8 protein-coding genes are annotated in these 5,255 nt (G+C 68.5%); 6 read left to right on the plus strand and 2 right to left on the minus strand.

Annotation, left to right across the window (positions count from 1 at the left end; translation table 11 throughout):
• The coding region (locus sphst_RS13530; protein WP_107045687.1) for a class II fumarate hydratase at positions 1–1,011 on the minus strand (1,011 nt) is incomplete at its 3' end.
• Positions 1,012–1,176: 165 nt separating this feature from the next.
• A complete protein-coding gene (locus sphst_RS13535) occupies positions 1,177–1,662 on the minus strand; it encodes an SspB family protein (RefSeq protein ID WP_031394376.1) in 486 nt (161 codons plus the stop codon).
• Positions 1,663–1,733: 71 nt separating this feature from the next.
• Between sphst_RS13535 and hisB the strand changes: the two genes are divergently transcribed.
• The 6 genes from hisB (at position 1,734) to sphst_RS13560 (ending at position 5,180) form a co-directional block, all read left to right on the plus strand.
• The gene (gene hisB, locus sphst_RS13540) at positions 1,734–2,321 is read left to right on the plus strand and encodes an imidazoleglycerol-phosphate dehydratase HisB (RefSeq protein WP_031394377.1); all 588 of its coding nucleotides are present in this window, start codon (positions 1,734–1,736) and stop codon (positions 2,319–2,321) included.
• Positions 2,318–2,923: an imidazole glycerol phosphate synthase subunit HisH gene (gene hisH, locus sphst_RS13545; protein WP_031394378.1), complete on the plus strand. Its 606-nt coding sequence runs from the start codon at positions 2,318–2,320 to the stop codon at positions 2,921–2,923. The genes hisB and hisH overlap by 4 nt, the downstream gene beginning before the upstream one ends.
• A complete protein-coding gene (hisA, locus tag sphst_RS13550) occupies positions 2,920–3,654 on the plus strand; it encodes a 1-(5-phosphoribosyl)-5-[(5-phosphoribosylamino)methylideneamino]imidazole-4-carboxamide isomerase (protein ID WP_031394379.1) in 735 nt (244 codons plus the stop codon). Before hisH ends, hisA begins: the two co-directional genes overlap by 4 nt.
• Before the next feature lie 217 nt (positions 3,655–3,871).
• Positions 3,872–4,645, plus strand: a complete 774-nt coding sequence (hisF, locus tag sphst_RS13555; protein ID WP_107045688.1) for an imidazole glycerol phosphate synthase subunit HisF — start codon at positions 3,872–3,874, stop codon at positions 4,643–4,645.
• Positions 4,646–4,650: 5 nt separating this feature from the next.
• Positions 4,651–4,827 (plus strand): hypothetical protein, encoded by a 177-nt coding sequence (locus tag sphst_RS20915; RefSeq protein ID WP_166747134.1) that lies wholly within the window; start codon positions 4,651–4,653, stop codon positions 4,825–4,827.
• Positions 4,828–4,859: 32 nt separating this feature from the next.
• Positions 4,860–5,180, plus strand: a complete 321-nt coding sequence (locus sphst_RS13560; RefSeq protein WP_031394257.1) for a phosphoribosyl-ATP diphosphatase — start codon at positions 4,860–4,862, stop codon at positions 5,178–5,180.
• Positions 5,181–5,255 lie beyond the last annotated feature (75 nt).

Here is a 5,255-nt window from a genome sequence, read left to right on the forward strand (position 1 = left end):
GACCATCGTCAGCATCTCGCACTGGGTGGGGTTGACCTTGCCGGGCATGATCGAGCTGCCGGGCTCGTTGGCGGGCAGGTCGATCTCGCCGAAGCCGCAGCGCGGGCCGCTGCCCAGCAGGCGGATGTCGTTGGCGATCTTGGTCAGCGCGACCGCGAGCGTGTTGAGCGTGCCCGACAGATGGACGAGCGGGTCGTTCGAGGCGAGCGCCTCGAAGCTGTTCTCCGCGGGGATGAACGGATGGCCGGTCAGGTCGGAGACCGCCTTGCAGAAATCCTCGGCGAATCCCCTGGGCGCGTTGAGCCCGGTGCCGACCGCAGTGCCGCCCTGCGCGAGCCGGTTGGTGCCGTTGGTGACGCCCGGCTCGATCCGGCGGCCGCAGCGATAGACCTGATTGGCATACGCACCGAATTCCTGCCCAAGCGTCAGCGGTGTCGCGTCCTGCAGGTGCGTGCGGCCGATCTTGACGATGTCGTCCCACGCGTCCGCCTTGGCCTGCAGCGCGGTCTTTAGTCGGTCGAGCGCGGGGAAGAGCCGGCGCGTCACAGCGAGCGAGGCGGCGATGTGGAGCGCAGTCGGAAAGCTGTCGTTCGACGACTGGCTCATGTTGACATGGTCATTGGGGTGGACGGGCGACTTGCCGCCGCGCGTGCCGGTGAGCAGCTCGTTGGCGCGGCCGGCGATCACCTCGTTGACGTTCATGTTCGACTGGGTGCCGCTGCCGGTCTGCCAGATGACGAGCGGGAACTGGTCGTCGAGCGTGCCGTCGATCACCTCCTGCGCGGCGGCGTCGATCGCGTCGGCGATTGTGGCGTCGAGGCCGTGCGCGCGGTTCACGCGGGCGGCGGCCTGTTTGACGAGCGCGAGGGCGTGGACGATCTCGATCGGCATGCGTTCGCGGGTGCCGAACGGGAAATTCTCGACCGATCGCTCGGTCTGCGCGCCCCAATAGGCCTGGGCGGGGACTTGGATCGGGCCGATCGAGTCGGTTTCTGTGCGGGTGTTGGTCATAACCTACCTACGCCGTCATGCCGGGCTTGTTCCGGTATGGCGGCGTAGAGCAGAAGGCCGACATGGGAGTAAACCCCATGTCGTCGACCGCGCGGTGCGCGTCGGCCGGCCGTTCGCGTCGCTGTGCGACCGGCGATCAGCTTTGCCTGATCGCCTCGCTCCAGCTCACTTCTTCCGCTTGAAATCCACGGCGACGACGTTCGAGCCGTCTTCGATCGGCACCGCGGTCGGGCCGTCATTCTCGGCCGGGTCATGCTCGCCGAGCGACTCGTCTGCGCCTTCCTGCGCCTGGAAGCGCAGTTCGAAGCTGACCGCGGGATCCTGGAATGCGGTGATCGCCGAATAGGGGATGACCAGCTTCGACGGGACCTGGTTGAACGACAGGCCGATCGAGAAGCGCTCGTCGTCGACGACGAGGTCCCAGTAGCGGTTCTGCATGACGATCGTCATCTCGTCCGGGAAGCGTTCGATCAGCCGCTTGGGGATGTCGACGCCGGGCGCCTGCGTCTTGAAGGTGATGTAGAAATGATGCTCGCCGGGAAGCCCGCCGGCCTCCGACACGGAACCGAGCACGCGGCCGACGACGGCACGCAGGGCTTCTTGCACGATCTCGTCGTACGGAATCAGGCTATCGGGCAGTCCATCACTCATTCCCCTTGGGTAGCGGTATTCGGATCGCGGTCAAGATTGCATGCGTCGTGGCGCACGTTATGGGAGGTGGCATGCGCACCGCCACGATTTCCCGCTCCACCGCCGAGACGGCGATCGACGTCACCATCAACCTCGATGGGACCGGCGTTTACGACGTCGAGACCGGCGTCGGCTTCTTCGATCACATGCTCGAACAGCTCTCGCGCCATTCGCTGATCGACCTCACCGTCCGCACCAAGGGCGACCTGCATATCGACGAGCATCACACCGTCGAGGATACCGGCATCGCGATCGGCCAGGCCTTCGCGCAGGCGCTCGGCGACAAGCGCGGCATCGCGCGCTACGGCGATGCGCTGTCGCCGATGGACGAGACTCTCACGCGGGTTGCGCTCGACATTTCCGGGCGGCCCTGGCTCGTCTGGAAGGACCTGTTCTCGCAGACGCGGCTGGGCGGCATGGACACCGAGATGTTCGAGCATTTCTTCCACAGTTTCGCGCAGGCCGCGGGCATCACGCTGCACGTCGAGACGCTGTACGGCACCAACAACCACCATATCGCCGAGGCCGCGTTCAAGGGCGTCGCGCGCGCATTGCGCACCGCGATCGAGATCGACCCGCGCAAGGCCGACGCGATCCCGTCGACCAAGGGGATGCTGTGACGCTCGCGCTGATCGATTACGGCGCGGGGAACCTGCATTCGGTCGAGAACGCGCTGCGCACCGCGGGCTGTAGCGACCTGATCGTCACCGCCGATGCGGACGTCGTCGCGAAGGCCGAGCGGATCGTGCTGCCCGGCGTCGGCGCTTATGGCGCATGCGCGGCGGCGTTGCGCGCGGTGCCGGGGATGGTCGAGGCGCTGAACCGGCGCGTGCGCGACGAGGGCGCGCCGTTCCTCGGCATCTGCGTCGGCATGCAGCTGATGGCCGAGGCGGGCGAGGAAATGGGGACGCATGCCGGGCTCGGCTGGGTGCCGGGGCGCGTGCGGCGGCTCGAGCCGGGGACGATGGACGCGAAGGTGCCGCATATGGGCTGGAACGACGTCGTGCCGGCCACCGCGCATCCGCTGATCGCGCCGGGCGAGGCATATTTCCTGCACAGCTTTGCCTTCGAAGGCGCCGATATTCTTGCGACCACCGATCACGCCGGCCCCGTCACCGCGGCGATCGGACGCGACACGATGATCGGCGTGCAATTTCACCCTGAGAAGAGCCAGCGCTACGGCCTGGCCTTGCTCGAACGTTTTCTGGAGTGGCGGCCGTGAGCCTTATCGTTTTCCCCGCGATCGACCTCAAGGCCGGGCAGGTCGTCCGCCTCGCCGAGGGCGATATGGACCGCGCGACCGTCTATGGTGACGATCCCGCGGCGCAGGCGATGCTGTTCGCGAGCGCAGGTGCCGAGCATCTGCACGTCGTCGATCTCGACGGCGCGTTTGCAGGCGCGTCGGTCAATGGCGACGCGGTGCGCGCGATCGTTTCGCAGTTTCCGGGGCATGTGCAGCTCGGCGGCGGGATCCGCACGCGTGCGAATGTCGAGGGCTGGTTCGATCTGGGCGTGTCGCGGGTCGTGATCGGCACCGCGGCGCTCGAGGATCCCGACTTCGTGCGCGGCGTGGCGAAGGATTTCCCCGGCGGGATCGTCGTCGCGGTCGATGCGAAGGACGGCATGGTCGCGACCAAGGGCTGGGCCGACGTCTCGACCACCAGCGCGGTCGATCTCGCGCGCCGGTTCGAGGATGCGGGGGTGGCGTCGCTGCTGTTCACTGATGTGGGGCGCGACGGGATGCTGAAGGGCTGCAACGTCGAGGCGACGGTCGACCTCGCGCGCTCGGTCGACATTCCGGTGATCGCTAGCGGCGGGGTGAAGGGGATCGCCGAGATTCACGTTCTCGCCTTGCATGTGCGTGATGGGGTCGAGGGTGTGATCACGGGGCGGGCGTTGTACGACGGGCGGCTCGATCTCGCGGCGGCGTTGAGCGTGGCGAAGGCGGCATGAGGGGTCACGCGGAGACGCGGAGCCGCGGAGAGTCTTTTGGCGCCGCAGGCAGATATGGGTTCACGCGAAGGCGCGAAGGCGCGAAGAGCAAGCAGAAGTCCTGCTCTGCCTTTCTCTCTCTTCGCGCCTTCGCGCCTTCGCGTGAATCAATCTTAGCGGCTTCGCCGCGTCTCCGCGTCTCCGCGTCTCCGCGTGAACCCCTTCTTCGAGCACACCCATGACCGTCCGCGCGCGTGTGATCCCGTGTCTCGACGTCGCCGATGGCCGCGTCGTGAAGGGCGTGAACTTTGTCGAGCTGCGCGACGCGGGCGATCCGGTCGAGCAGGCGCGCGCCTATGACGCCGCCGGTGCGGACGAATTGTGCTTTCTCGACATCGGCGCGAGCCATGAGGGCCGGGGCACGATCCTCGACGTCGTGCGGCGGACGGCGGCGGTGTGCTTCATGCCGCTGACCGTCGGCGGCGGCGTGCGGACCGCGGACGATGCGCGCGCGCTGTTGCTGGCGGGCGCGGACAAGGTCGCGGTCAATTCCGCCGCGGTCGAGCGGCCGGAGCTCGTCGCCGATATCGCCGAGCGTTTCGGCAGCCAGTGCTGCGTCGCGAGCGTCGATGCGCGGCGGTCCGCCGACGGCTGGGAAGTGTTCACGCATGGCGGCCGGCGCGCGACCGGGATCGACGCGATCGCGCATGCGGTGAGGCTCGCCGAGCTCGGCGCCGGGGAACTGCTCGTCACCTCGATGGACCGCGACGGCACGCGCAGCGGCTATGACCTCGACCTGATCCGCGCGATCGCCGACCGCGTGGCGGTGCCCGTCGTAGCGAGCGGCGGGGTCGGCGGGCTCGACGATCTGGTCGCCGGGATCCGCGACGGCCATGCGAGCGCAGTGCTGGCCGCATCGATCTTCCACTTCGGCCAGGCGTCGATCGGCGACGCGCATGCCGCGCTGGCGGCTGCGGGGATCCCGGTGCGGACCCCCCTGCGGTCGGCCTGACCGGCATGGCGACGCTGCCGCTGGTCGCGGTGCAATCGGGACATAGCGGCGTGGTGCATCCGCGCACCGGCCCCGAAGCGTCGGACATCGCGCTGTTCGCGGTCGCCGCGATCGGCGTCTGGCTGGTCCGCCGCGCGCTGCGCAAGCGGTTCCTGAAGCGGCCGCCGCGCGCAAAGGATTGACCCGCCCGCGCGCCTGCGTCAGCACGCGCGGCATGGCAGACCCCGTTTTCGACCGCCTGGAGGCGACCATCCGCGCGCGCCGCGATTCGCCCGCCGACACCTCCTATACCGCCAGCCTGTTCGCGCGCGGCCGCCCGAAGATCGCGCAGAAGCTCGGCGAGGAAGCGGTCGAGACGGTGATCGCGGCCTGTTCGGGCGACGAGGCGAGCATCGTCCCCGAGGCCGCCGACCTGATGTTCCATCTCGCGGTGCTGCTGGCGGACGCCGGGCTGAGCCTCGACGACGTGCGGGCGGAGCTGGAGCGGCGCGAAGGAGTCGGCGGGTTGGTCGAGAAGGCTGCGCGGACCGGCTGAACTGGCAGCTCCGTCATTCCTGCGGAGGCGGGAACCCGGACTGGCTGGCCGTGCGGATTGATCGTGATCCGCCGA

The sequence above is a fragment of the Sphingomonas sp. STIS6.2 genome (assembly GCF_000732685.2).
Classification (GTDB): domain Bacteria; phylum Pseudomonadota; class Alphaproteobacteria; order Sphingomonadales; family Sphingomonadaceae; genus Sphingomonas; species Sphingomonas aerolata.

Coding starts and splice junctions, on each gene's coding strand:
- sphst_RS13535 (WP_031394376.1), bottom strand. CDS start 1,662: ATGAGTGATGGACTGCCCGATAGCCTGATTCCGTACGACGAGATCGTG.
- hisB (WP_031394377.1), top strand. CDS start 1,734: ATGCGCACCGCCACGATTTCCCGCTCCACCGCCGAGACGGCGATCGAC.
- hisF (WP_107045688.1), top strand. CDS start 3,872: ATGACCGTCCGCGCGCGTGTGATCCCGTGTCTCGACGTCGCCGATGGC.
- sphst_RS20915 (WP_166747134.1), top strand. CDS start 4,651: ATGGCGACGCTGCCGCTGGTCGCGGTGCAATCGGGACATAGCGGCGTG.
- sphst_RS13560 (WP_031394257.1), top strand. CDS start 4,860: ATGGCAGACCCCGTTTTCGACCGCCTGGAGGCGACCATCCGCGCGCGC.